Here is a 22271-nt window from a genome sequence, read left to right as displayed (position 1 = left end):
TCACCTGTTAACGGCCATTCTCCCGCCCGTCTCAGGCAACGCCACATTTCATCTGTCTTGTTTCATCCCAAGGAGTTGCCATGCCCAACACCGCACGAAACGCTGTTTCCAACAACATCATTGCCGCGAACGGCCTCAATCCGCTGAAGGCCGTGCGCGAAACGAGGGGATATACGATCGAGGAGCTTTCCTTGACCTGCGGCTTGGCCGTGGGCGAGATCGTCGACATCGAGGACGGCAAGGACGCCGATCCCGCCAAGCTCAGGCGTATCGCTTCCGCACTGCAGGTGCCGGAAGAGGAATTGATCACGGTGCCGACCGAAGAGAATCGGCCCACACAGCAATAGAGACGCAAGAAGCGTCCGCATGAAGAGAGCCCGCCACGGCTTCGCCTGGCGGGCTTTTTTTCGCCTTCGACGTATGGTTCCTGGCTCTTGCCAAAAGCCGTGGCGCCATGTGCCAATCCCGGCCGGCGCCGCGATTCGGCGGCGCCAGCCAATACGTCTGACGAGGTTTCGCTCATGAGCTTGGAATCGGTCCGCGCCTTCTTTGCCGAATATGCGCCCGACATCGAGGTTCTGGTCACCGACGCGAGCTCTGCGACCGTGACGCTGGCGGCGGAGGCTCATGGCGTGATGCCGGCGCAGATCGCCAAGACCATCTGCCTGCGCGTCGGCGATGAAACCATGCTGGTCGTGACCAGCGGCACCGCCAGGCTCGACAACCGCAAGTGCAAGGACACGCTCGGCGGCAAGCCGCGCATGCTCGACGGCGAGCAGGTGCTTGCCGCGACCAGCCATCCGCCCGGCGGCGTCTGCCCCTTCGGCCTGCCGGCGCCGCTGCCGGTCTATTGCGACGTGTCGCTGAGAGCGTTCGATGAGGTTGTTCCCGCCGCCGGCGCCACCAACGCCGCCGTGCGCATAGCGCCGCAACGAATGGCCGATCTGGTCGGCGCCGTATGGGTCGATGTGTGTCAGTAGGAGGTTGGTGAAGAACGCTTGGGGCCAAGTCTTAGGCTTGAAATGGTCGCAGTAACCCCGCGTTTTTCTGCACATCCATACAATAGCGTTTCAGCCGACAAGTTGAGCCGGACCTGCTTAAGCCCGAATGAAGGAGGCTATCTAAACGCCGATCGCTACGCAGAGGACGGCCGGCTCCTCTACGGCGCATACGATGGCCCGTTAACGGCCCGACGAGCTGCCAGGCAAGTTCCGGTGAAGCGCATCTGGATTGCTGCGGTGCTGGCCGTCTTACCGATAAGTGCCTTGCCGCATTGGGGCGCGTCCTGGAATCCAGAGGGTTTGGCGACTGCCGACGCGCAGGTGATCACTTAGCAAGCGCTGCACCAAGAATGTTTCGCTGCAGGGCGGCGCTGTAGGCCGCATCGTTCGCAAATCGATCCCACAGCGCGAAACAGCTAGAGAGCGCGGCCAGAGCTAAAATCATGCGCATCGAAACCTCCGCCACAAGCGCCTGAAAGCCGCGCAGGCTACGGCCGCCTCAAAATGCAAGCTATTGCTAATATAGTAGGTGAACGCGATTGGACTCCTCTTCGCGCCTACGGCAAATAGATGAGCCCGCGTCATCCGATCGTTGATGAAGCCCCGTCACGGCCTGATGCTACTTAAGAGGCGGCAACCCGGTTTTGCGGCCCAAGAAGCCAGTTGGCTTTAGGGGTTAGATATGAGCAAGACCACTATCGTTGCTATCGCTATCCTCGCGATCAGCATCGGCTATGCCGAAGCCAAGGACCGTAAGGTCCAGCCGGTTTGCACCGCGTCAAGTCCACTCATCGAGGTTCTGGATGGCAGGTGTTTTCTCGTCAAAGGTTCGATGATCTATGGCGATATCGCCGATCTTTCGCAGATAATCCACTTGGGCTGGTAGCCAGGGGCACCTCGGCGCTTAGACGCTGATCTTCACCAGCCTCACGCCAGCACCGCCACCAATCTCAGGGAATGAATTCCACATCGGCGACCGACGGCACGTAGTTTCGCGGAGCCGCAAACGATCAGTGGATTGGTCATCTATTTGTCTGACCTCCCAGCCCAGCAAGGCACGGCTGCTCGGGTGGCCGGGCGTTCTTGTTTCTGTGGCAGAAAAGTCACGCAACTCGAATATGCGGCGCTTCAACTGGCGCGCGCTTATTATCCAGCTAGGTGAGGCGTACCATTATCAAATGGGCAAGGGGACGCCCCTGACCGCACGCGTTTTCATTTCCTCCCGAACTAGCGCCCGCTGCGAAAACGTGGTGGGCGTTTTCTTATCCCGCGAAGGCGAGCCCGATGCCGCAATTCCCGGAGGTCGGGGTTTCCAGGCTTTTGTTACCCAGAACGCACCCGGGTGGATTTTTCAGCGATTCGGGGACGTCGGACTTTTGGGGGTAAGTCCTTGATTTTATGATGGTCGGAGTGGCCGGATTCGAACCGACGACCCCTTGACCCCCAGTCAAGTGCGCTACCGGGCTGCGCTACACTCCGGACCGGGTGGCGATGTATCGTGATAACCCCGTGCCGGTCAACCGAATTCGGCGGCTATCTTGCCGATCATATTGCAGGGACAGCAACGGGCCGCGCCAGCCGCAATTCCTTCTGATGCCGGTACTCCAGCGCGATCGCGCCCCAGATCAGACCGAGCAGCAGGTAGAGATGGCGCCAGTGGTCGATGTCGATGAAGGTGCCAAGCCCGATATTGCCGAGATAGGCGACATAGGCGCAAAGCAGATAGGGCTGCCAGGGCCGGTCGCGCAGGAGGATGCGGAAGCCGGCACCGATCGTCCATAGGGTCAGCGTCAGGAACGAGACGAAGCCCAGCCAGCCATAGTCCATCAGCGCCTTCAGCCAGATGTCGTGCGTGTCCTCGCCATAGATCGTGCCGAAGACCAGCGGGCCGATGCCGAACGGATGCTCCAGCGCTAGCTGGAAGCCGATCGTGTAGCGGGCGAAGCGGCCTAACCGCGCCGTGTCGTAGCTCTGCTCCAGATGCGCGCGCTGCGTGAACATGTCCGACACGCCGGGCAGTTGCAGGATGACGAGGATGGCGATGACCAGCAACGTCAACGCGGCGATCGTCATCACCACGACCCTCAGCCGGAACATGCCGCTGGCGCTCTGCAGGAAGAGGCAAGCGGTGAGCAGCACCGCCGACACCGCGAACATGCCCCAGGCGCCGCGCGAGAAGGAAAAGAAGATGCCGGCGGTGATGATCAGTAGCGGCACCGCCAGCAGCGGCATGCGCGACACCGAACCGGTGAGCAGCAGGTAGAGCAGGTAGGTGCCGGGCGGCACCAGGAACGGCCCGAACACGTTCGGATCCTGGAAGGCGCCGGCGGCGCGGTCGTATTTGGTGAACATCTCCGCGCCCGGAAAGGCATGGAAATAGCCGGCGATGCCGAGCAGCGAGGTCGCGACGGCCGAGACCACATAGGCGATGAAGATCAGCCGGTAGAGGTCGGGCTGGACCGACGTCACCGAGGCGAAGAAGACCGCGCTGAAGGCGAGAAACAGCGAGACCGCAAGATAGAGCGGCGTGCTGGCGAGATCCGCCATTTGCGTCATCGCGATCATGCCGCCGATGTTCATCGCCACGAGCAGCAACAGCAGCGGCACTATCGCTCGCGATATTTTCAGCCCGAACAGCGCCCAGACGGCGATCAGCCCGGCCATGTAGAGCTCGTAAGGCGCGGGCTCGCTGATGACGAAGCCGGAAAGCAGGATGCCGACGGCGATCGCTGCCGACGAAATCAGCGCGATCAGCTTGGCGTTGACCGCCTGAGGCGGCAACTGGTTGACCGCCCGAGGCGGCAACTTGTTGACCGCGGCCGCCGGCAATTCATGCGCGACCGCGCTCAATAGGCGTTTTCCGTGTTGAGCAGGCGGGCCGGCGTCAGGAAAAGGATGCGCAGGTCGAACAGCATCGACCAGTTCTCGATGTAATAGAGATCGTATTCGGTGCGCATGCGGATCTTTTCATTGGTGTCCATCTCGCCGCGCCAGCCATTGATCTGCGCCCAGCCGGTGACGCCGGGCTTGACCTTGTGGCGGGCGAAATAGCCGTCGACCACCTCGTTGTAGAGCAAATTGTGCGACTGCGCGGCGATCGCATGCGGGCGAGGCCCGACCAGCGACAGCGAGCCGAACAGCGAGTTGAAGAACTGCGGCAGCTCGTCGATCGAGGTCTTGCGGATGAAGCGGCCGACGCGGGTGACGCGCGGGTCGTTCTTGGTTACCGTCTGCTTGGCCGTCGGGTCCGAGCGGTCGGTATACATCGAGCGGAACTTGTAGACCTCGATGATCTCGTTGTTGAAGCCGTGCCGCTTCTGCTTGAACAGCACAGGGCCCTTGCTGTCGAGCTTGATGGCGAACGCGGTGGCCAGCATCACCGGCGAGAAGAGGACGATGCCGACGAGCGAGAAGATGATGTCGAAGCTGCGCTTGGCGACCGAATCCCAGTCGTTGATCGGCTTGTCGAAAATATCGAGCATCGGCACGGAGCCGATATAGGAATAGGCGCGCGGCCGGAACTGCAGCGCGTTGGAATGCGCCGAAAGCCGGATGTCGACCGGCAGCACCCAGAGCTTCTTCAGAAGCTGCAGCACGCGCGATTCGGCGGTCAGCGGCAGCGACACGATCAGCATGTCGATGCGCGCGATGCGGGCGAATTCGATCAGTTCGGAGATTGTGCCGAGCTTCGGGTAGCCGGCGACGATGGGCGGCGAGCGCTTGTCGCCGCGGTCGTCGAAGATGCCGCAGATGCGGATGTCGTTGTAGGGCTGTTTTTCGACCGAGCGGATCAGCATTTCGGCCGACTTGCCACCGCCGACAATGACGGCGCGGCGCTCCATCCGGCCGTCGCGCGCCCAGCGCCTGATCAGCCTGGACATCACCAGTCTCAGGCCGAAGATCAGCACGAAGCCGACCACGAACCAGGTGCCGAACAGGAGGCGTGAATAGTCCTGCGAGGCCTTCATGGCGAAGGCCGTGAGCGCCATCAGCGCGTAGGTGCCGGCCCAGACAAGCAGCACGCGGCCGAAATTGGCGAGGGGGCGCATCAGCGCCGCGATCTGGTAGCTGTCGCTGACGTCGAGCAGCACCACCGCCAGGAACGAAGAAGCCGCGATGGTCAGCGGATATTGCCAGGCGAGATAATTGAAGAAGCCGACAAAATAGAAATAGAGGCCGAGCCCCGAAAGGAACAGCACCGCGAATTCAACCATGCGCAGCACGCCGCTGACCATGATCGGCGACATCGTATCGCGCCGATACTGGGAAGCGACCTGGCGCGCGACATCATTGATGCCGCTGGGCGCTTCGCCCTCGGCCGGGCCATCGAATTTGCGCACCGCATCCATGGAAAAGCGGCGCGCGGGATCGATCTCGTTCATGGGATTGTCCGCAAGCTATGCGGAAGTGGATAGCAAAAGAGAGCTAAGAAAGCCTTGAAACAACCGGTGGTTTTGAATGCGTATTGTTGCTTGTGGGGACTGACGTTCTTCTCATGGCGCCAATAAATTAGTAAATTCTAAAGTTTCAGCGCCGCGAAATAAGCCTTCTCGATCTCGGCTGCCATCACGTCGGCGCCGAATCGCGCCTTGAGCTCGCGGCCCTGCGGCATCAGCTTCCGGTAAGCGCCGAGATCGTTGAGAGCCGTTCTGAGGCTGTCGGCGAGCTGGCCGGCATCCGGCCATATCAGTGCAGGGGAGCCTTCGCCGAAGATTTCCGGAATGCCGCCGACGGCGGTCGCGATCATCGGCATGCCGGCGGCCAGCGCCTCGAGCACGATGTAAGGCATGGCTTCCGCGCGGGACGGGACGACGATCAGCTCGGCCAGCGCGAAGGCTTCTCCGGCCGGCATCGGTGGGAGGAAACGGACATGGTTCGTCAGTCCGAGTTGTTCCACTTGCGCGTGATAGCGTGGCAGGTCGTCGCCGTCGCCGACCATCACCGCGCGCAACGGGCGGCCAAACTCAATGCCGGCCAGCGCCAGCGCATCGATGAAGATGTCAGGACCTTTGAGGTCGCGCATCATGCCGATGTATAAGAGATCGGCGGCATCCGCCGCCGTCGCCACCGGTTCGAACTCGACGGCCCGCAGGCCGTTATAGACCAGCCTGTTGGGGATAGGCGGCTCGCCGACCTTCCGACGATAGGTTTTCCGCTCATAGTCGGAGACGAACAGCAGGCAATCGGTGAAGCGCGCCATAAAACGCTCCAGCGCGAAGAACAGCTTTCCCGTGGCCGTCGTTTCGTCATAGTGGAGCGAGCCGCCATGCGGCGAATAGAGGCGGGCCACGCGAGACCTTGAAACCCGCAACAGTGAGCCGAACAGACGGGCATAGGCGCCACCCTTGGCGCCGTGCCCGTGCAGCACGTCCGGCCGCAATTCCTTGATGATTCCATAAGTGCGCCAGGCCGCCGCAAGATCGCCCGGCCCGATGTGACGCTGCATCGGCGTGCGATGGATGCCGAGCGCCAGGCTCTCCTTCATCGCCGCGAACAGCCGCTCCTCATAGTCACCGCCCGTGGTCGAATCGCAGACGATACCTACGGAATGGCCGGCGGCGACCTGAGCCTCGGTCAGGTCGCGCACATGCCGGAAAATTCCCCCGACAGGTGAGCGGAAGCAGTGGACGATGCGGAGGTGTGCCGCCACGTCGGTTTTCAGAACAGCCGTTCGCGGACGTAGACGGTGTCGCCGGGCAGGAGCGGGTCGGATGTCTGCACCCTGCCGGTCATGACCTTGCCGTTGATATCGCGGGTGATGTCGACGCTTTCCTGGTTGGCGCGCGGCGTGAAGCCTCCGGCGATCGCGATCGCCTTTTGCACGGTGACGCCCGGCACATAGGAATATTGGCCCGCGGCGCCGACCTCGCCCATGACGAAGATCGGCCGGTAGCGATCGATCTCGACCGAGACGTCGGGATCGCGCAGGTAGCCCTGGCGCAATTTGTCGGCGATTTCCTTTTCCAGCTGCTGGGCGGTGTGGCCGCGCGCCGGCACGGCGCCGACGAGCGGGAAGGAGATGTAGCCGGACTGGTCGACGCTGTAGGTGTTGGTCAGCCCGTCCTGCTCGAACACGGTGACGCGGATGCGGTCGCCGGCGCCGAGTCTATAAGGCTGGTCGAGCACTTCATGGAAAGCGGCGGGTGTCGGGCGGTAGCTGGAACAGCCGGTAAGCAGCGACAGGGCAAGCATGGCGCGAAAGAGATGAGCAGTGCTTTTCATGATCGGACACGAACCTTCGTCGCTCTCGCCGCCAGTTGCCGCGGCCAACCCCAGGAAGTGCGCCCGTTATCATCCTGTTAGGGTTAATGGCCGGTAAAGGTCCGCGCCCGAAGGCGATGATGACCGGTAAAAAACCAATTGTTCTATTGCTTTCAGCCGATGTTCTTTGAGTGCTGTCTAATAAGTGCGCATTCTGATCTTAACGGCTGAGTTACCATAGTTGTTTACGGTCCATCCTCGACTCAAAGTTCCGGAGCAGGATGCATGTCCGTTCAGTCCGCGGCCGCAGATGTCGATGTCGACCTGAGACAGCTCTTCGCCAGCCTGGCGAGGAACTGGCTGCGCATCGTTCTGGTCACGCTCGTGGTCACCGGGCTGGCGTTTGCATTCGCCTGGCTGGCCACGCCGCAATACAAAGCGGTGGCCAAGTTGGAGATCGGGCCGCGCGAATCGGTGTTCACGCGGCCGGCCGGATCGACCAGCGACGACAAGCCTGCAACCGACGAGGAGGCGGTGGCCACCGAGGTCCAGATCATATCGTCCCCCGACATCCTCAAGAAGGTTGCGGCGGACCTCAATCTGGACAAATTGCCCGAATTCGACGAAGCGCTGAGGATGTCGGCGCTCAGCCGCGCCCTTGTCCTTGTCGGCCTGAAGAGCGATCCCTTCGACATTCCGCCGGAAGAGCGGGTGCTCAATGCAATGCACGATAAGCTCAACGTCTACGGCGTTGAAAAATCTCGTGTTATTGCCGTCGAGTTCTCTTCGAGGGATCCAAAGCTTGCCGCCCAGGTCGCGGACGCCATCGCCCAGGCCTACCTTGCCTCCAAGGGCAACGCGAAGAAGGAATCGAACACCGCCGCCACCGGCTTTCTCGGCCCCGAAATCACCGATCTGCAGAACCGGGTGAAGGAAGCCGAAGCCAAGGTCGCCGCCTACCGCGCGCAATCCGACCTTTTGATGGGCGGCAACAATTCGGTGCTCGCGACTCAGCAGCTCTCCGAACTGTCGACCGAGCTTTCGCGAGTGCGGGCCAATCGCGCCGCCGCCGCGGCGACCGCCGACAGCGTGCGCAAGGCGCTGCAGAATGGCGGCACGCTCGACAGCGTGCCGGAAGTTCTGTCTTCCGAATTGATCCAGCGCCTGCTCGAGCGGCAGGTGGAACTCAGGACCAACATTGCCGACCTATCGACGACCTTGCTCGACAACCATCCGCGCATTCGGGCGCTGAAGTCGCAGCTTGCCGATCTCGAAGGCCAGATCCGCAACGAGGGGCAGAAGATCCTGAAGGGATTGGCGACCCAGGCGCAGACGGCCAAGGCTCGCGAGGACCAGCTCGTCGAGGAGGTCAACCAACTGAAGGCCGCCTCGGCTCGTGCCGGCGAACAGCAGGTGCAACTCGACGCGCTGCAGCGCGACGCCAATGCGCAACGCCAGCAGCTCGAATCCTATATGGCGAGCTACCGCGAGGCGGCCTCGCGCGCCGACCGCAACTATCTGCCGGTGGATGCCCGTCTGCTCTCGAAAGTGCAGGTGCCGACGGAACCCTATTTCCCGAAGATCGGTCCGATCACGGGCGCCGCCGCGGCTGCGTCGCTGCTGTTGATGGCGATCGGCACCCTTCTCAAGGAATTGTTCTCCGGCCGTGCCATGCGGCCGGCCGCAGGCGTCAGATTCGAACCGATCGAGCAGGTGGCGATGCCGGTGCCTCGGACCGAGCCGACAGCCGCCGAAGCCGAGGACGAAGATATCGGCGTCGCCGAAGGCCAGATCAGGCACAGTGCCGCTGCCACCGACACAGAGGCCGCCGAGCCGGCAGAGGTGGAAGCGCCCGAGGGCCGGCGGTCCAGGCTGGGCGAGATCGATGTCGACAAGGCGGCGCAAAAGCTGATCGCCTCGGGTGCGTCACGCGCCATCTTCGTGTCTCCGGAAGGCGACGAGGCCGCCGCCACGGCCGTTCTGGTGGCGCGCGAGGTTTCCGACGCCGGCCTGCGCGTACTGCTCCTCGATCTCACCGCCTCGGGCGCCGCATCGCGCCCGATGCTGGAGAGCGGGCTTTTCCCCGGCATCACCAATCTGCTTGCCTCCGAAGCGCAGTTCAGCGACGTCATTCACCCCGATCTCTATTCCGACGCCCACGTCATTCCGGTCGGCACTGCCGATCCGGTCCGCGCGATGCGCGCCGCCGACCGCCTGCCGATCATCATGCAGTCGCTGACCACCGCCTATGATCTTGTCGTCGTCGAATGCGGTCCGGCCGACGCGCAAGGCATCAGCCGCCTCGTCGGCGACGGCACGGAAGTCTTCCTGTCGATGCTCGAAGCCGATGACGAGGTGACGCAGGCGGCGGTGAAGCTGATCGAGAACGGCTACCCGGATGTCACGCTGGTGACCCCGGTCGGTCACGAGCCTGGAAACCCGTTGCCCGGGCGTCGCTCGGCGGCATAACGTCGAACCCAACAGGGCTGTTTCTGCATCGCGCTGCTAGCGATTGCCCCGAGGTACCGGAGGAAAAACCGAGACGAATCGAGCACGATTCAGTCGGTATCGGGCGCGACAGTCCTTAGGCGCAAGACCGGACCAAGCAGCCCCAGCACTTTACATCGGCGGCAGGGCACCTAGTTTTAACGTTTCGCACCGCGCGCTTTCGTGCGTGGATGATCGAGAACGGGACCCGTAAGCTCTAGGCGGGGTCCCTCAAAAAACTTCCAAAAAGGATGGCTGCTATGACACAGGCCAAGAATGGCGACACTGTACGCATCAACTATACTGGACGTCTGGTCGACGGCACTCAATTCGATTCCTCCGGCAGTGAACCGCTGCAATTTACACTGGGCGAAGGGCAGGTAATTCCCGGTCTCGAAACCCATGTCGAGGGCATGGAGGTCGGCACGAAAAGCACCATCACCGTTCCCGCCGACGCCGCCTATGGTCCCCATCGCCCCGAAGCGGTCGTGACCATCGACCGCGCCAGCGTGCCGGAAAACGTCAACGTCGATATTGGCACCCAGTTGCAGGCCCGCACCCGGGAAGGGCGCCCCATGCAAGTAACGGTCGTCGGCGTAGACGACGCCAGCGTCAAGCTCGACGGCAATCATCCGCTGGCCGGAAAGGACCTGGTGTTCGACGTTGAACTGGTCGAGATCGTTCAGGCGGCGTAGTTAGAGCTTGAACGACTGCTCAGGATCGAGGTTACGAGCGCTACCTGCAAAGCGCTCCCGCGTGGCCTCTAAGAGCAGGGTCAAGGCGCGCGATCGGTCAGAGCGTTGGCCCCTTCCTGCCCGGCGCAATGCGCGCAGCAATAGATGATATCGCCTTGCTCGACGCCATGCCCCATGATCCGTACACTGCAATGAGGGCACGTCGGTGCAAGCTTCTCGATCGCACATTCGAAGCTATCAAACGTGTAGGTCTGCCCGCCCAGGCTCACTTGGAATGCCTTGTCGTAGTCATTGCCGCACTGGTCGCACTTAGCCAAGGCCGTTCTCCGTTTCTGAGTGCGAAAACCTCGCGGCTAGCGATAGGTTCCGCCCGCGGCCCTTCAGGGTCTCAACCTCGACCTGCTTTGCCCGTATCAACCGGAAGCTTGACGGCATTCTGCGACATGCCGACAGGGCTAACTATCATCATCGGCAGCGGCAGGTGCTGCCGTCTGTCCAGCGGTCTTCCGGCGCAGCATCTTGGTCAACTTCCAGACCATCGGATTGTTCTTGATGAAGGCCTTTGCCCGCGCGCCTTGCCGGAGCCCTGTCGCCAGCACCCGGCCCTTCAGCGTCAACGGCGCAAGCGCCTCGAAATGCTGGACCTCGATGTCGCACCAGAGCCGCTTGTAAGGCTCGTCGCCGACCGAGAAATCGTAGGCACCGAAACCGAGCTCGCAAGCTTCCTGGATGTTGTCGAAAAACAAGAAGTCGCCGGGGCTGGTGAAGGCGAGATCGTCCTCGGCGATCGCGCCGAACTCGCAGGTCAGTCGTTTGCCCGAGCGGCTGGAGCCGGTGACGGCGCGAAGTTTGCCCGCTACATCCAGGCCATGCAGCAGGAAGGATGGCTTTTCCTCGGCAAGCGCATCGGCAAACAGCGCCCGGAAGAAGGCACGCACCTCTTCATCACCGAAGACGTTGGCGATGCCCATCTTGGCGAAGCGCACCTCCTTCATGTCGAAGAAGGCATCGAGAAGCCTGTCGACCTCTTCGCGGCTTCGCGCCTCGATGCGGCGGAAGCTGCCGACGGCCTCGAACTTGCGTGTCTGCGAGCGATGCTTCTTGCGCTTACGCTTGCCGCTCGCGCGGGCGAGCAGCGCATCGAATCCTCCGTCGAGATCGACCGCGAGCGCAAGGTTCGGGCTCGGAAAATTCGGCAGCGCGGCGAGCGGATTGGCGACGCCGTCAAGATCGGGCAGCAGCCGCTCCAGCGAAACGAGGTCGATGTCCGGCCGCGCCTTGGCGATGGCCGAGAACAACGAGCGGATCGCCGGACCGTCGATGGCCGGCAAAAACCGCCGGTCGGCGGCGGGGAAATTGCCGTTGGCATGACGTCCGCCCGCGAAACGGGCGACGCGGAACGGGCCACTTCGGACGACTTCCAGCGCCAGCGAAAGCGCCGGCCGGCTGTCGGTGTTCAGTGTGGCGACCACCATATCGGCCCTTGTCTCGGCCGCCCAGTTGCGCACCCAGGACGGACTCTGCGCCGGGGCAAACAGCGCCGAGGCGCAGAACTCCGCATAGTCCGCTAGGCCGTCGCTCACCGCTGCCGTCAGCCGGCCCTGGCTCGAGGCAGGCGCACGCGCCGGCGCTTCGTTGGCCGCGATCCGATTGCCGTCAAATGAAGCGGCGGCGTCAACCATCCCTCAATCCTTAAGACGTATTGGTTGCAACCTGGGGTTCGCATAGGCGTCGTGCTTGGATGAGCCTAGGCGCAAAAGGTGAAGGAATGATCGACGGGGGCGAGGCGATCCGGAAGCTGGCTTTGAACGTTGCTCGCTACACCGGCCTCGCTCCGCTCGCGAAGCCGTTTGTCGGCGGCATCGGCGCCATCTTGATGCTGCATCGTGTCACCGCGACGCCGGAGAAGCCGAACAGCGTCAATCGCCATCTGAACATCGCCCCTGCATTTCTTGACAAGCTGATCGCGGACATGAAGGCAAGGGGCTATGCCTTTGTTACCCTTGATGAAGCGATCGAGCGCATCAAGATTGGCGGCAAGGGCGGTCAGTTCGCCACAATCACCGCCGACGATGCCTATCGCGACAACATGACGGAGGCGCTTCCGGTGCTGGAAAAGCACGGCGCGCCTATCACCATCTATGTCGCGCCCGGCTTGATCGACGGCGCAGCCGACCTGTGGTGGGACCTGGTCGAGGATATCGTCGATACGACCTCGCGGCTTACGCTGAAGACGGCGAGCGAGTCGACGGTCGTCGATTGCTCGACACCCGGCAGAAAGATTCAGGCTGTTGCCCGGCTGAATGCCTGGCTAACCCTCGAGGTCAGTGAGGAAGCGCAGGGTGCGGCGCTGCGCGAACTGGCGCGCTCCAACGGGATCGAATTGGGCACCGGCCGTGCCGGCATCCTGATGAACTGGGACGAGATCCGGACAATGACCGCGCATCCGCTGGTGACGATCGGCGCGCATACCATCAATCACCGCAACCTCAAGCGGCTTTCCGAGGCCGATGCGCGGCATGAAATCGGCGATGTTAAGCGCATCCTCACGGAAAGGCTCGGGCAGGAGCCGCGCCATTTCGCCTACCCGTACGGCTATGCCAGAGCGGTCGGCTGCCGCGAGGTGGGGTTTGCCCGCGACGCCGGCTATGTCTCGGCGGTGACGACGCGGCACGGGGTGCTCAGAGCCGAGCATGCCGGATTCCTGCACGCGCTGCCGCGCATCTCGGTCAACGGCCGCTACCAGAGCGTCGCCCATATCCGCACGATGCTGTCGGGCATCACGACGCCGCTCGCCAATGCCGGCAAGATGGTGGTGACAATCTGAGGCGCCTTAGTCCTTCTGAGGCGACTCCAGGATCAGCCATTTGATGATGCCCATTGCCGGCAGCACCCAGAGCAGGCCGCTGAGCAGGAAGAACAGGAAATGCGCCGTCGCGCCATACTCGGCAAGCCTGGTGACCGCGATGGCCGAAGCGATCAGCGCGTAGATGATGACCAGCGCCACCAGCAGGATGGTTCCAATCAGCTTTTTCAGGCGAATGGGCATGTCGCGGTCCTGTTGAGCAGCTTCGCTTAGGCTGATTGGGCGGCGCGCGCAACTCTCGAGCTTCGGCGCGACGGCGTGCCGCGCTGTTCGGTCTTGCCACCGGGCCTGCCTTGGTCCACCAATCCCGCGATTTCATCTGCCGGGAACCGTCCCATGGCTGCCATCACCGCCACGGCTTCATACGCCGCCCGCGACCGCGATCTGCGTAACCGCGCGCTGGTGCGCGGCTGGCTGTATTTCGTGCTCATCGTGCTGTTTGCGCTGGTCCTGGTCGGGGGCTCCACCAGGCTCACCGGTTCCGGCCTGTCGATCACCGAATGGCAGCCGATCCATGGCGTGATCCCGCCGCTCAGCGATGCCGAATGGCAGGAAGAATTCCAGCGCTACCAGCAGATCCCGCAATACACCGAGCTCAACAAGGGCATGAGCATCGAGGCTTTCAAGTCGATCTTCTGGTGGGAGTGGGTGCACCGTATCCTTGCGCGCAGCGTCGGCGTCGTCTTCGCCTTGCCGCTGCTGGTCTTCTGGGCGACGCGCCGCATCGAACGCGGCCTCGGGCCGAAACTGGCCGGCATCCTTCTTCTTGGCGGCCTGCAGGGCGCCATCGGCTGGTGGATGGTGGCGTCGGGCCTGGTCGACCGCGTCTCGGTCAGCCAGTACCGGCTGGCGACGCATTTGACGATCGCCGCGCTGATCTTTACCGCGACCATGGTGGTCGCGCGGGGCCTTGCGCCGCATTCGGAGCCGGCCGCCGACCGCCCGACGCAGCGGCTCGCCGGCTTCATCGTGCTTTTGGCGCTGATCCAGATCTATCTGGGCGGGCTGGTTGCCGGCCTCCATGCTGGCCTGAGCTACAACACATGGCCGCTTATGGACGGCAAGGTGATCCCATCCGACCTGCTGCTGCTCGAACCGGCATGGCGGAACTTCTTCGAGAATCCGAAGACGGTGCAATTCGCGCACCGGGTCGGCGCCTATACGATCTTTGTCGTGGCGCTCTGGCACATGATCGCCACATGGCGCCGCCGGCCCGGCACCACGCATGCCCGCCGCGCCGCGCTTCTGTTCCTGCTGGTGCTGGCGCAGGCCGCGATCGGCATAGGCACGCTGCTGATGCAGGTGCCGCTGCATATGGCGCTCACCCATCAAGGCGTCGCGCTGTTCGTGCTTGGCTTTGCCGCCGCGCACTGGCGCGGCACCAAGGGCGCTTATCCGCTGCCTGCCGAGATCGCCGTCAGAGGTTGAGGCGGACTTTCCGGATCGCCTCAGCGACCGCCAACTCGCGGTTTTCATCGACCGCATTGCTATCCTCGCGGTGCCAGGCGGCCGACAGGCAGCCATAGGCGATCGCATGGTCGAGGATGACGCGCGGAGACTGCCCGAGGGTCTTTCCAAACACTTCGGCCATATGCGCGATGCGGCGCGGATCGAGGCAGAGATCGTCGCGATCGAGTGGATTGTAGAACATGTTCGCCGCGTCGAAGCCGGGATCGCCGAGCACGCCCTTGGGATCGATCGCCAGCCAGCCGCGCGGCCCGAACAGGATGTTGTCATGATGCAGGTCGCCATGCAGCGGCCTGACCTCGCGGGGATCGGCAAGCAGCCGCTCGGCAGTTGTCGCGGCTTCGACGTAGAGCGTGTCCCGACCGGCATCGCGGTCGGCTTTGGCTGCCCGGAACAGGCTGACAAACCTGTCGCGCAGCGGCTGCAGGTCCGGCGGTGGAAGATGTTCGGAAAGCGAGAGCAGCTTCGCCAACACCTCGGCCGCGATCGCGGCGGCTGCATCGTCGCCATGCTCGGCGAGATGCTGCGAGAGCAGCCGGTCGCCTGCATATTCGAGCAGCATGCGATTGCCGTCACTACCCAGCAGCCGCACCGCGCCTTCGCCGCGCCGCCAGGCAAGAAAATGCTCGCCGCGCAGCTCGTCCGCGACGTCGTCGAAGGGTTTCAGGTCCTTGACGATCGCAGGCGAGCCGTCCTCGCGCGTCACCTTCCAGATGCGGCTGGAGAAGCTCTCGGCAATGAGCTCGGGAGCGCTGACTTTCCAGCGCCCAGGGAACGCCTGCATCGCCGCTCAGTGCTTGATGCCGAGCATCAGGTCCAGGTTCTGCACGGCCGCACCCGAGGCACCCTTGCCGAGATTGTCATAGACGGCCAAGAGTAGGGCCTGCGCCCGATCGTCATTGGCGAACACATAGACCTTCATCCGGTTGGTTCCGTTATAGACCTCCGGATCGATCTCCGGCATGCGCTCCATATGCGTATAGGGCGCAACCTCGACGACGCCGCCATCGATGGAGGCAAAGTGGTCGGCGATCGCCGCGTGGAGCTCGGCGCCGGTCGGCACGCGGTCGAGGCCGCAGAGCTGCAGCGGCACCACCGTGATCATGCCTTGCGCGAAATTACCGACCGCCGGCTGCATGATCGGATCATGCGACAGCTTCGCATAGGTCCTGAGTTCCGGCACGTGCTTGTGCTGCAGCGTCAGGCCATAAGGCAGGAACTCGGGCGCATCCTCGCCCTTGCCGACATAGTCCTCGATCATCGGGCGGCCGCCGCCGGAATAGCCGGAAATGCCGTTGACGGTGATCGGGAAATCGGCTGGCAGCAGGCCGGCGGAAACCAGCGGGCGGAGCGTCGCGATCGGCCCCTGGGGCCAGCAGCCGGGGTTGGCGATGCGTTTCGCGCTGGCGATCTTCTTCGCCTGGTCTTTGTCCATTTCGGCGAAGCCGTATTCCCAGCCTTCGGCCACGCGATGCGCGGTCGAAGCGTCGATGACTTTTGTCGTGTCGTTCTCGATCAGCGACACGCTTTCCTTGGCCGCGGCATCCGGCAGGCAAAGGATCGCGACATCGGCGGCGTTGAGGAATTCGGCCCGGGCCGCGGCTTCCTTGCGGCGGTCGGCGGGAATGGAGATGATCTCCAGGTCGCCGCGGTCGGCCAGCAGTGCCCTGATCTGTAGGCCTGTCGTGCCATGCTCGCCGTCAATGAAGATTTTCGGTTTCATCGGTTACCAAATTCCCTGCGATTTCAAAGCTATATGCCTTGAGCGTTATGCATCACGGCATGAGTGCCGTTGTTCAGGTCCTCGAGCCTCGCCTTCCGCTCCGCCACCAGGCCGAGATAGTGCATGGCGATGATCGATCCGGCGATCGCCGTAATATCGGCATGATCATAGGCCGGCGCAACCTCGACGACGTCGGCGCCGACGATATCGACCTGGCCGAGCTGGCGCAGCGTCGAGAGCATCTTGGCCGAGGACGGGCCGCCGGCCACCGGTGTGCCGGTACCGGGCGCGAAAGCCGGGTCGAGGCAATCGATGTCGAAGGTGAGATAGGTCTTCCTGCCGCCGGTGCGGTCGACGATCGCGTAGGCGATGTCGGAGGCCCGCATTTCCTCGACCTCATGGCCGTAGAGGATCTTGATGCCGAAGCTGTCCGGCGCATGCGTACGGATGCCGATCTGGATCGAGCGGTCGGGATCGATGATGCCTTCATTCACCGCCCTGGCGACGAAGGAGCCGTGGTCGATGCGCTTGCCGTCGTCCGGCCATGTGTCCTGATGCGCGTCGAACTGCACCAAGGCCAGCGGCCCGTGGATCGCGGCATGCGCCTTGAGCAGCGGCCAGGTGATGAAATGATCGCCGCCGAGCGTCAAAAGGAAAGCGCCTGACTTCAGGATCTTGGCCGCCTCGCGCTCGATCGTGCCGGGGGTCTTCTGGTGGTTGCCGCTGTCGAGCAGGCAATCGCCATAGTCGATCACCGCGAGTTGCTCGAACAGGTCGCGCGAGAACGGGTATTGCGGATCGTTGTCGAGGATCGCCGAGGCGCGGCGGATCGCCTGTGGCCCGAACCGGGCGCCCGGACGGTTGGTGACGGCGGCGTCGAAAGGAATGCCCCACACAACGGCGTCCGCACCCTTCACGTCCTTCGTGTATTTGCGCCGCATGAACGACAGCGCGCCGGCATAGGTCGGCTCGAACGACGCGCCCGTCCTTGAACGGGCGGTGAAGGCGTGATCGATCTCTTTATTCGCCATTACGGGTCCTCGGTTGTCATCGGGCAGCCACAACTACAGAACCGGCACGCAACATGCCAGTCACAGCTTGCGGAGACGGAATGGCGCTCGCCGAGTGCCATGGCAACACAGGATTTGTACCATTATGACCGAGGCTGCCTTGCTCAACCTCGCACCTCCGCCGGCGGCGATCCGCGCCGGCACGGTGGCTGGCGAGCGCTTCCTGGTGCTGGATTCCTGGCGCGGCATCTGTGCGCTTTTGGTGGCGCTGTTCCATTTTCCGACGACGTCGACCATCTCGCAGAGCGCCTTTGTCGGCGGCTCCTATCTGTTCGTCGACTTCTTCTTCGTGCTTTCCGGCTTCGTCATCGCCAGCTCCTATGGCAGCCGGCTGAGCGAGCCGGACGGGCTCGCCCGTTTCGCGCTGGTGCGCTTCGGCCGCATCTACCCGCTGCATCTTTTGATGCTTGCCGCTTTTGCTGGCTTCGAGGCGGTGCGGCTTGTGCTCCCGGCCGTGCATGGAACCGCTGCTGCGCCTTTCACCGGCGGCTTCGATCTGAGAAGCCTCATTGCCAATCTCTTGCTGCTGCAGGGCATGGGGGCTGAGGATCGTCTGAGCTGGAACGCGCCGAGCTGGAGCATCTCGGCCGAGTTCTTCACTTATCTGCTGTTTGCCGGCGCGGTGTTCGCGGCCGGCCGCCGCGCCTGGATATGGTTCGTCGCCGCGGCTGTCACGGCGCCATTCTTCCTGCTGGCCTTCTCGACCCGTCATATGGACGTGTCCTTCGATTTCGGCTTCATCCGCTGCCTATACGGCTTCTCGCTTGGAGCGCTGCTTGCCTGGTTTCAGCACCATTCCATTGCAGAGGCGCGACAGGCACGTAGCGGCGGGGCAGGGCGCGTCGCCTGGACGCTGGCCGAACTCGCCATGATCGTGGTGATCGGGCTATTCGTCTCCGCCGCCGGCACGAATGACGCCGGCATCGCAGCGCCTGTCGTCTTCGCGCTGGCGCTTTATCTATTTGCTCATGAGGGCGGCTTGATCAGCGCGCTGCTCTCCAGCCGCCCGATGCTGCTGCTCGGCTCGCTCTCCTACTCGATCTACATGGTCCACATCTTCGTGCAGGCCCGCATGATCAATGTCGGCGGCCTGATCGAGCGCAAGCTCGGGCTTGGCATTGTCGGCGACATGACGCTGCGCGGCGATCCGGTGACGGGCTTCGGTGTCGGCTCGCCATGGATCGGCCTCGCCGCGATCATAGCCATGTTGATCGCCGTCATCGTCGCATCCTGGTTCACCTGGCGCTTTGTCGAGATGCCGGCGCTGGCCTGGTTCCGCCGCCTTTCCAAGCGGATTTGACCCAAGCAATTCCAGGAAAAGTGTGAAACGGTTAGGCTCGGCGACTTCGCCGTAGCCCTTCCGTCCGGAATTGCACCAAAAAAGGAGACAGCTAGCCGGCTTCGTTCACCGCCCTGTCATGGGCATCGCCTAACCGGGTCCCGACCCGGAACGGAGCGATTCCCCCTGATGCGAACACTCTGGCTGAGCCTTCTTCTGTCCGCCACGCTTGCCGCCACAAGCCAAACCTTGGCCGGCGAAACGCGCGCCAGCCAGATTCTCGACCGCTTCGAGCACGCCAACCAGTGGCGCGACCATGTGATGGTCGCCGCGCATCGCGCCGGCAGCATGCAGGCCCGCAAGACGCTCTATGCCGAGAACTCGCTGGCCGCGGTCGAGGGCTCGATCGCGATGGGCGCCGAGATCGTCGAGGTCGATGTCAGGCGCTCGAAGGATGGTGAGTTCGTCATTATGCACGACAGCTGGCTGGACCGCACCACGACCTGCAAGGGCGAAGTGGTGAAATATACGCTGGCCGAGCTGAAGAAATGCCGGCTGGTGATCGAGGGCACGGGCGCGGTCACCAACGAGCCGGTCTCGACGCTGCGCGAAATGCTGGCGGAGACCAAGGACAGAATCCTGATCAACCTCGACAACAAGCTGGAGGTTACAGACCTGCCCGGCATGATCGCGATCGCCCGCGATCTCGGCATGGCCGATCAGGTGATCGTCAAGGAAAACCTGTGGAACCGCCAGCGCATCGATGCAGCGAAGGTGGCACTCGCCAAGGCTGGCGGCGGTTTCCAGTTCATGCCGATCCTTGCCGACGACGCCGTGCATGATGCTGCCTTTGCCGACGAAGTAGGCCGGGCATTCCCGCTGCGCGCGGTCGAGCTGATCAATTGGCGCAACGGCGCAGAGACGCTGACCGAGACCGGCGGCGCCCTGTTCAGCACCCGCATGCGGGCGGAAGCGGTGCGGGGCGACTGGCACCTTTGGGCCGATACCTACGCCATCGTCAACAAGGCGGGCGGCTTCCTTGCCGGCGGTCGCGGCGACGAGCTGGCCGTCGCCGCCAGCCTGCCACGCGAAGCCTGGGGTTTTTGGGTCGACCGTGGCGCAACGATCATCCAGACCGACGAGCCGAAAGCGGCGATCGAATGGCTGACCGCCAATGGGTTTCGCGTGCCTTATACGACGGACGTAAAGCAGACTGAGCCTGCGCATACGGCGAGCATTAATTAAGAGCCGGCGCTGGAGCTGCCAATCTCCCCCCTTGTGGGGGAGGTGCCCGGCAGGGCAGAGGGGGGCGCTGTCCCGCCAGCCTATCAGTGCTTGGGTTCCTCGCCCCCGCCAGAGGCGGGGGAGAGGTGGCCGCGAAGCGGACGGAGAGGGGGCCTTTCGTAGGGCGCTCCCCCTCTCCGCCTCGGCTTCGCCGAGCCACCTCTCCCCCACTTCGTGGGGGCGAGGAACCTGATCCTGGTGGCGCCGCATTCCTTCGCGCCCCCTCTGGCCTGCCGGCCATCTCCCCCACAAGGGGGGAGATCAGCTAATCACGCCGCTTCCGCCACGCCGTCCAGCTCGCTCAGCACCTCCGCCGGCAACTCCAGCTCCGCCGCTGCGAGGTTCTCCCGCAGATGTCCGACCGATGATGTGCCGGGGATCAGAAGCACATCGGGCGAACGCTGCAACAACCACGCCAGCGCCACCTGCATCGGCGTGGCGCCCAGTCGTTCGGCGACGCCCGACAAGGTCGAGGACTGCAGCGGGCTGAAGCCGCCGAGCGGGAAGAACGGCACATAGGCGATGCCGTCGCGGGCAAGCTTGTCGATCAGCGCGTCGTCTTGCCTATGCGCCAGGTTGTACTGGTTCTGCACGCAGACGATCTCGCAGATGCGGCGGCCTTCCTCGATCTGGGTGCGGGTGACATTGCTCAGGCCGATATGGCGCACCAGGCCTTTGCGCTGCAGCTCGGCCAACGCCGTCAGCGGCTCTTCGATGGAACCTTCGGCCGGGCCATGGGTGTCGAACATGATGCGCAGATTGACGACGTCGAGCACGTCGAGCCCGAGATTGCCGAGATTGTCGTGTACGGCTTGCGTGAGCTCTTCCGGCGAATAGGCCGGCAGCCAGGACGCGTCGCTGCCGCGGCGGGCGCCGATCTTGGTGACGATGACGAGGTCGTCAGGGTAGGGCGCCAGTGCCTCGCGTATCAGTTTGTTGGTGACATGCGGGCCATAATAGTCGCTCGTATCTATGTGGTTGACTCCACGTGCCACCGCGTCGCGCAGTACGGCGATTGCCGCGTCATGGTCCTTCGGCGGGCCGAACACGCCTTTGCCCGCAAGCTGCATGGCGCCGTAGCCGAGGCGGCGAACCGGTCGGTCGCCAAGTTTGTAGGTACCGGATTTGTCTAGACTGGACATCGTGGTTCTCCTTCGCTGTCGGCGAGTGAGATAGGGCATGGCCGCTGTCCCGATAACCGGGTATAACCAGCACGACCTGTGCGGAACTAAGAACAATGGCGGCCGATCTCAACGATCTCCGGGCATTTATGGCCGTGGCACGCGCCGGCGGCTTTCGCGAAGCGGCCCGCGTGACGGCAGGCAGCGCGTCCGTGCTCAGTGAAGCCATTCGCCGTCTGGAAACCCAACTTGGTGTGCGGCTCTTCAATCGTACCACGCGCAGTGTCGCGCTGACCGAGGCAGGCGCCGGCCTGCTGGCACGTCTTGGCCCTGCGCTGGGTGAGGTGGAGGCCGCGCTCGACGTCGTGAACGGCTTTCGCGACAGACCAGCCGGGACCTTGCGCCTCAATGTACCGATCAGCACCTCGCGGCTGGTCCTGCCAAAAATCGTTCCGGGATTTCTCGCTGCCTATCCGGCTATCCGGCTGGAGGTGATCGCGGAGGAGAACTTTGTCGATCTGCTGGCGGCCAGCTGCGATGCCGGCATCCGCTATGACGAGCGGCTGGAGCAGGATATGATCGCCGTGCCGATCGGGCCACGCGTCCAGCGCTTCACCACCTCCGCCTCTCCCGCCTATCTTGATCGGCACGGCCGGCCGCAACACCCGCGTGACCTGCTTGGCCACGCGTGCGTGCGCGGTCGCTTTCCCAGCGGGGTCGTGACCCCTTGGGAATTCGAACGCAATGGCGAGGTGGTGCGGGTCGATACCACGGGGCCATTGGTCGTCAGCATCGGTGGAGGCGTCGATCTCGCCATTGATGCGGCGATCGCCGGCGTCGGCATTCTCTGGCTCTTCGAGGACTGGGTGCGCCCGCATTTCGAGAACGGCGTGCTGGAACCTGTGCTGGAGCCGTGGTGGCAGGAATTCTCTGGGCCGTTTCTGTACTATCCCGGCCGCCGTCTGGTGCCGGCGCCGCTGCGGGCCTTCATCGATTACATCAAAACGCCGGCAGGCCGGTGGTGATGAAAACAAAAGGCCGCCCGGAGGCGGCCTTTCGAGAAATCCGTAAGCCGTA

General features: G+C 63.4%; 22 protein-coding genes and 1 tRNA gene. 10 read left to right on the top strand and 13 right to left on the bottom strand.

Going from position 1 to position 22271, the window contains the following annotated elements; genetic code table 11:
• Positions 1 to 80 precede the first annotated feature (80 nt).
• Together RFM40_RS17660 and RFM40_RS17655 are read left to right on the top strand one after the other, a co-directional pair.
• On the top strand, positions 81 to 347 hold the full coding sequence (locus RFM40_RS17660; protein WP_059184850.1) for a helix-turn-helix domain-containing protein: 267 nt from the start codon (positions 81 to 83) through the stop codon (positions 345 to 347).
• Positions 348 to 521: 174 nt separating this feature from the next.
• A complete protein-coding gene (locus RFM40_RS17655; RefSeq protein WP_320227758.1) occupies positions 522 to 980 on the top strand; it encodes a YbaK/EbsC family protein in 459 nt (152 codons plus the stop codon).
• Positions 981 to 1326: 346 nt separating this feature from the next.
• Here the strand turns inward: RFM40_RS17655 and RFM40_RS17650 are convergent, their stop codons facing one another.
• Complete coding sequence (locus tag RFM40_RS17650; protein ID WP_320227757.1) at positions 1327 to 1452, bottom strand: hypothetical protein; 126 nt, start codon at positions 1450 to 1452, stop codon at positions 1327 to 1329.
• Between the two features lie 231 nt (positions 1453 to 1683).
• Here RFM40_RS17650 and RFM40_RS17645 point away from each other — a divergent pair, with 231 nt between their 5' ends.
• Complete coding sequence (locus RFM40_RS17645) at positions 1684 to 1887, top strand: hypothetical protein (RefSeq protein WP_320227756.1); 204 nt, start codon at positions 1684 to 1686, stop codon at positions 1885 to 1887.
• A 516-nt stretch (positions 1888 to 2403) separates the two neighbouring features.
• Here the strand turns inward: RFM40_RS17645 and RFM40_RS17640 are convergent.
• The 5 genes from RFM40_RS17640 to RFM40_RS17620 all read right to left on the bottom strand — a co-directional run bounded on the left by RFM40_RS17640 (position 2404) and on the right by RFM40_RS17620 (position 7223).
• Positions 2404 to 2480: transfer RNA gene (locus RFM40_RS17640), tRNA-Pro, on the bottom strand.
• A gap of 66 nt (positions 2481 to 2546) precedes the next feature.
• Complete coding sequence (locus tag RFM40_RS17635) at positions 2547 to 3851, bottom strand: O-antigen ligase family protein (RefSeq protein ID WP_430691689.1); 1305 nt, start codon at positions 3849 to 3851, stop codon at positions 2547 to 2549.
• On the bottom strand, positions 3848 to 5383 hold the full coding sequence (locus RFM40_RS17630) for an undecaprenyl-phosphate glucose phosphotransferase (protein ID WP_320227754.1): 1536 nt from the start codon (positions 5381 to 5383) through the stop codon (positions 3848 to 3850). The genes RFM40_RS17635 and RFM40_RS17630 overlap by 4 nt, the downstream gene beginning before the upstream one ends.
• Positions 5384 to 5520: 137 nt before the next feature.
• Entirely contained in the window at positions 5521 to 6651 is a 1131-nt protein-coding gene (locus RFM40_RS17625) for a glycosyltransferase (RefSeq protein ID WP_320227752.1), read from the bottom strand.
• 8 nt (positions 6652 to 6659) lie between these two features.
• A complete protein-coding gene (locus tag RFM40_RS17620) occupies positions 6660 to 7223 on the bottom strand; it encodes a polysaccharide biosynthesis/export family protein (protein WP_320227751.1) in 564 nt (187 codons plus the stop codon).
• 264 nt (positions 7224 to 7487) lie between these two features.
• Between RFM40_RS17620 and RFM40_RS17615 the strand changes: the two genes are divergently transcribed.
• A complete protein-coding gene (locus tag RFM40_RS17615) occupies positions 7488 to 9671 on the top strand; it encodes a GumC family protein (RefSeq protein WP_320227750.1) in 2184 nt (727 codons plus the stop codon).
• 278 nt (positions 9672 to 9949) lie between these two features.
• Positions 9950 to 10384: an FKBP-type peptidyl-prolyl cis-trans isomerase gene (locus RFM40_RS17610; RefSeq protein ID WP_320227749.1), complete on the top strand. Its 435-nt coding sequence runs from the start codon at positions 9950 to 9952 to the stop codon at positions 10382 to 10384.
• Between the two features lie 80 nt (positions 10385 to 10464).
• On the opposite strand, the gene RFM40_RS17605 is transcribed toward RFM40_RS17610, so the two are convergent.
• Both RFM40_RS17605 and RFM40_RS17600 read right to left on the bottom strand, forming a co-directional pair.
• The gene (locus RFM40_RS17605; RefSeq protein ID WP_320227747.1) at positions 10465 to 10701 is read right to left on the bottom strand and encodes a hypothetical protein; all 237 of its coding nucleotides are present in this window, start codon (positions 10699 to 10701) and stop codon (positions 10465 to 10467) included.
• A 138-nt stretch (positions 10702 to 10839) separates the two neighbouring features.
• Complete coding sequence (locus RFM40_RS17600) at positions 10840 to 12066, bottom strand: GNAT family N-acetyltransferase (RefSeq protein ID WP_320277882.1); 1227 nt, start codon at positions 12064 to 12066, stop codon at positions 10840 to 10842.
• A gap of 86 nt (positions 12067 to 12152) precedes the next feature.
• Here RFM40_RS17600 and RFM40_RS17595 point away from each other — a divergent pair, with 86 nt between their 5' ends.
• The gene (locus RFM40_RS17595) at positions 12153 to 13211 is read left to right on the top strand and encodes a polysaccharide deacetylase family protein (protein WP_320227744.1); all 1059 of its coding nucleotides are present in this window, start codon (positions 12153 to 12155) and stop codon (positions 13209 to 13211) included.
• A 6-nt stretch (positions 13212 to 13217) separates the two neighbouring features.
• Here the strand turns inward: RFM40_RS17595 and RFM40_RS17590 are convergent, their stop codons facing one another.
• Entirely contained in the window at positions 13218 to 13433 is a 216-nt protein-coding gene (locus RFM40_RS17590; protein ID WP_320227742.1) for a DUF2842 domain-containing protein, read from the bottom strand.
• Positions 13434 to 13586: 153 nt separating this feature from the next.
• Here RFM40_RS17590 and RFM40_RS17585 point away from each other — a divergent pair, with 153 nt between their 5' ends.
• On the top strand, positions 13587 to 14678 hold the full coding sequence (locus tag RFM40_RS17585; protein ID WP_320277881.1) for a COX15/CtaA family protein: 1092 nt from the start codon (positions 13587 to 13589) through the stop codon (positions 14676 to 14678).
• Here the strand turns inward: RFM40_RS17585 and RFM40_RS17580 are convergent.
• The 3 genes from RFM40_RS17580 to speB are packed head-to-tail and all read right to left on the bottom strand — an operon-like array spanning position 14668 to position 17471.
• On the bottom strand, positions 14668 to 15501 hold the full coding sequence (locus tag RFM40_RS17580; protein ID WP_320227740.1) for an aminoglycoside phosphotransferase family protein: 834 nt from the start codon (positions 15499 to 15501) through the stop codon (positions 14668 to 14670). The two genes, RFM40_RS17585 and RFM40_RS17580, sit on opposite strands and share 11 nt — an antisense overlap.
• A 6-nt stretch (positions 15502 to 15507) precedes the next feature.
• Positions 15508 to 16440, bottom strand: coding sequence for an N-acetyl-gamma-glutamyl-phosphate reductase (gene argC, locus RFM40_RS17575; protein ID WP_320227739.1), 933 nt, complete (start codon positions 16438 to 16440; stop codon positions 15508 to 15510).
• Positions 16441 to 16469: 29 nt separating this feature from the next.
• Positions 16470 to 17471, bottom strand: a complete 1002-nt coding sequence (speB, locus tag RFM40_RS17570) for an agmatinase (protein WP_320227738.1) — start codon at positions 17469 to 17471, stop codon at positions 16470 to 16472.
• Between the two features lie 124 nt (positions 17472 to 17595).
• On the opposite strand from speB, the gene RFM40_RS17565 reads away from it, so the two are divergent.
• Positions 17596 to 18810 carry an acyltransferase family protein gene (locus RFM40_RS17565; protein WP_320227736.1) on the top strand — a complete coding sequence of 405 codons (1215 nt, stop codon included), beginning with the start codon at positions 17596 to 17598 and terminating at the stop codon, positions 18808 to 18810.
• 168 nt (positions 18811 to 18978) lie between these two features.
• Positions 18979 to 20034 carry a glycerophosphodiester phosphodiesterase family protein gene (locus tag RFM40_RS17560; protein WP_320227735.1) on the top strand — a complete coding sequence of 352 codons (1056 nt, stop codon included), beginning with the start codon at positions 18979 to 18981 and terminating at the stop codon, positions 20032 to 20034.
• A 308-nt stretch (positions 20035 to 20342) separates the two neighbouring features.
• On the opposite strand, the gene RFM40_RS17555 is transcribed toward RFM40_RS17560, so the two are convergent.
• Positions 20343 to 21215: an aldo/keto reductase family oxidoreductase gene (locus RFM40_RS17555; RefSeq protein WP_320227733.1), complete on the bottom strand. Its 873-nt coding sequence runs from the start codon at positions 21213 to 21215 to the stop codon at positions 20343 to 20345.
• Between the two features lie 95 nt (positions 21216 to 21310).
• On the opposite strand from RFM40_RS17555, the gene RFM40_RS17550 reads away from it, so the two are divergent.
• Positions 21311 to 22219 carry a LysR family transcriptional regulator gene (locus tag RFM40_RS17550; RefSeq protein WP_320227732.1) on the top strand — a complete coding sequence of 303 codons (909 nt, stop codon included), beginning with the start codon at positions 21311 to 21313 and terminating at the stop codon, positions 22217 to 22219.
• The last annotated feature ends 52 nt before the right edge of the window (positions 22220 to 22271 follow it).

It is taken from the genome of Mesorhizobium captivum (genome assembly GCF_033977165.1).
GTDB lineage: Bacteria > Pseudomonadota > Alphaproteobacteria > Rhizobiales > Rhizobiaceae > Mesorhizobium > Mesorhizobium captivum.
The sequence above is the reverse complement of the archived record's forward strand: the minus strand, read 5'-3'. Positions and strand labels throughout refer to the sequence as shown.